This window comes from Mesobacillus sp., from assembly GCF_049588175.1.
Taxonomy (GTDB): domain Bacteria; phylum Bacillota; class Bacilli; order Bacillales; family Cytobacillaceae; genus Mesobacillus.
This window is the reverse complement of the sequence record NZ_JBAVFI010000476.1, coordinates 1-2781: the sequence shown is the minus strand read 5'-3', so window position 1 is coordinate 2781 and position 2781 is coordinate 1. Positions and strand designations below refer to the sequence as shown.

The 2781-nt window shown below is 41.8% G+C and carries 3 protein-coding genes; all 3 read left to right on the top strand.

Features of this window, described 5'->3' with window-relative positions:
- Positions 1–94 precede the first annotated feature (94 nt).
- Complete coding sequence (locus WB217_RS11655) at positions 95–409, top strand: transposase (protein WP_423993394.1); 315 nt, start codon at positions 95–97, stop codon at positions 407–409.
- A 2-nt stretch (positions 410–411) separates the two neighbouring features.
- Positions 412–1356, top strand: a complete 945-nt coding sequence (locus WB217_RS11650) for an IS3 family transposase (protein WP_423993395.1) — start codon at positions 412–414, stop codon at positions 1354–1356.
- A gap of 500 nt (positions 1357–1856) precedes the next feature.
- Positions 1857–2781, top strand: a 925-nt coding sequence (gene hppD / locus WB217_RS11645) for a 4-hydroxyphenylpyruvate dioxygenase (RefSeq protein WP_423993393.1), incomplete at its 3' end; no start/stop codon positions are given.

Below are 2781 nucleotides of genomic sequence, written 5' to 3'. Positions count from 1 at the left end.
CGGTTGCTTTACGACCCCCTAATTCTTTTGGACACCCTAATGCTAAAAACTGTACACTAGGGACAAGAATATCCATAAATTAGGGAGGGTTTATATGGCTAGAAAAAAGATTGAAGCTTTGGAAGAGGTCAAAAAAAATTATGTTCGTTTAGCCCTGGAATCAGGTAATTACTCTTCCATTTCCCGCCAGGCAGGGATTGATCGTAAAACCTTAACGAACTGGATTCAGGAATATGGGGACGAAATCAGGGAGCGCATGGAAGACCCTACGAAGGCTATCCTTACGACCGAACCTACCAAGGAAGAGCTAAAGGCCAAGTATGAACAGGCGATGAAGTTGCTTGGGGAGAAGGAGCTCGAGGTGGCAATGCTTAGAAATCTGTTAAAAAAAACCCCTTACCAGCCTTAACAATTATCGAAGAAGTAAGAGTTTGGGCAGAGGAGGGATTTCCCATCACCAAGTTAACAGAAGCAGCTGGAGTTAACCGGTCACTGTATTACTACCATTCAGGGGACAATGAAGAGTGGGATTCAAAGGGAAAGCGTGGACGGCCAAGACCAGGGTTTTCAAAAACGAGCTCTGGCAAAATAGTACCTGATGAGCAGATAGAGGAGTTTCTCATGGAGGCTATTGAGGGAGAGTGCGCCATTTACGGTGTAAAGAACCTTACACAATATTTGAAAGATAATCACGAACTCGTAATCAACCACAAGAAAGTACACAGGTTGTGCAAAGAGCTAGGCATCCTACTTCCACAACGTCCACTTACCTCTAAATATCCGAGAAGGCTAGTGAAGAATCGTGTGGTTACCGGTCCGAATCAATTATGGCAGCTAGATATTAAGTATGGATCGATTGAGGGAAGCGAAAGGTTTTTCTTCGTTGCTTGTGCCATTGATGTATTCGACAGGTGTGTCGTTGGATATTATAAAGGACCTAGATGCAAGGCAATGGACATAACAGGCATGCTTAAGGAAGCGATTGTAAGGCGGAACCTCCAAATACCGGAGGAGGACGGGCATTGCATCATCATAAGAACAGATAATGGTCCCCAATTCGTAAGCAACCATTTTGGAGAATTTTGCGAGAATAACAGGATATTTCATGAGCGAATTCCACCTCGTTCTCCTAATTACAATGCTTACATTGAATCATTCTTTAGCCTATTGGAGCGTCATGTATTTAGGCGTTATAGGTTTGAATATTTTGAAGAGGCATACTACCGAATTGATGAGTATATGGAGTTTTACAATCATAGAAGGTATCACGGCTCCTTAGGGCGTATGTCGCCCGCCAAGTTTCATGAAAAGTATAAGGATATCGGGTTCCCACCAGATATGACGATCAGCCTGTAACCAGGCAGAGTTACTCCTTCGTCACTTGCCAACCGCCTAGATGGTTCCGGGGCAGTGTCAAGCGGTTTGGGCTTGACGCTGTTCCGAAACCATCTAAAATCGGCAAGAGTGAGGAAGGAGAACCGAAAAAAAATGAAAAACTAAGACAGAGAGAGAATTTAAAAGCAATTGTCAGGAATAAAGGGGTCAGACCGCAACTGGTGAAAAAACGAGTCCAACTGGTGAAAAAACAAATCCAACTGGTGAAATAATTTAAATCGCTCATTTTCAAGACAGGTTGGTAGGTAGAAACCCTATTAAATTTAGAGAATAACGAAATAAAGTTACTTTTGGAACTTCAAGCAATATATTTTTTCAAATAAAGGATCAAATTCGTGTAGAAAACATTTTCCTTCACCACGTAAAAGCATTATAGCTTTACATTGTGTTCTTGAGAGAATAGCTAAAGTTAATATAAAATAATTATAAATATTGTAAATATTTATAATGGAGGTTTTAGGATGGAAGAGAAAGTAATGGTTTCTGGCCAAACGAATGAAGATTTTTTTCCTGTTAAGGATGTAGATTATTTAGAGCTTTATGTAGGGAATGCAAAGCAGACGGCTCACTTTTTCCAGACAGCGTTTGGCTTTAAGGTTGTAGGTTATTCAGGCCTTGAAACCGGCAATCGTGAAACGACTTCATTTGTTCTTCAGCAGCGTAAAATTCGCCTGGTAGTGACAGGAACATATAGTGACTCCACTCGTGTTGCTCAGTTTGTAAAAACTCATGGCGATGGTGTTAAGGATATTGCGTTGGCTGTTGATGATGTTGAAAAGGCTTACCAATCTGCAGTCAGCCGGGGCGCAATTGAAATCCAGCCTCCACATGAGCTTTCAGATGAGCAAGGCACTTTGAAAAAGGCGATCATCGGAACTTATGGTGACACGATCCATACGCTTGTTGAAAGAAAAGATTACAAAGGATTTTTCATGCCAGGATTCATTGCGTATGAAACGAATGTACCTTTTGTGGATGCTGGCTTCATCGGCATTGATCATGTTGTTGGCAATGTTGAGAGAATGGAAGAATGGGTTAACTATTATGCGAATGTAATGGGCTTCAAGGAAATGAAACACTTCACAGATAAGGATATTGTTACGGAATATTCAGCGCTTATGTCAAAGGTTATGCACAACGGCGGCCGAATCAAATTCCCAATCAATGAGCCTGCTGAAGGAAAGCGCAAATCACAGATTCAGGAATATCTTGAGTTTTACAACGGTCCTGGTGTTCAACACCTTGCGATCCTGACGGAGGATATCGTCAGCACAGTCTCAACGCTGCGCAAAAACGGCGTAGAATTCCTAAGCACTCCTGATTCTTACTACGAAATGCTGTCAGAGCGCGTTGGGGAAATTGATGAAGAAATCGATAAGCTTAAAG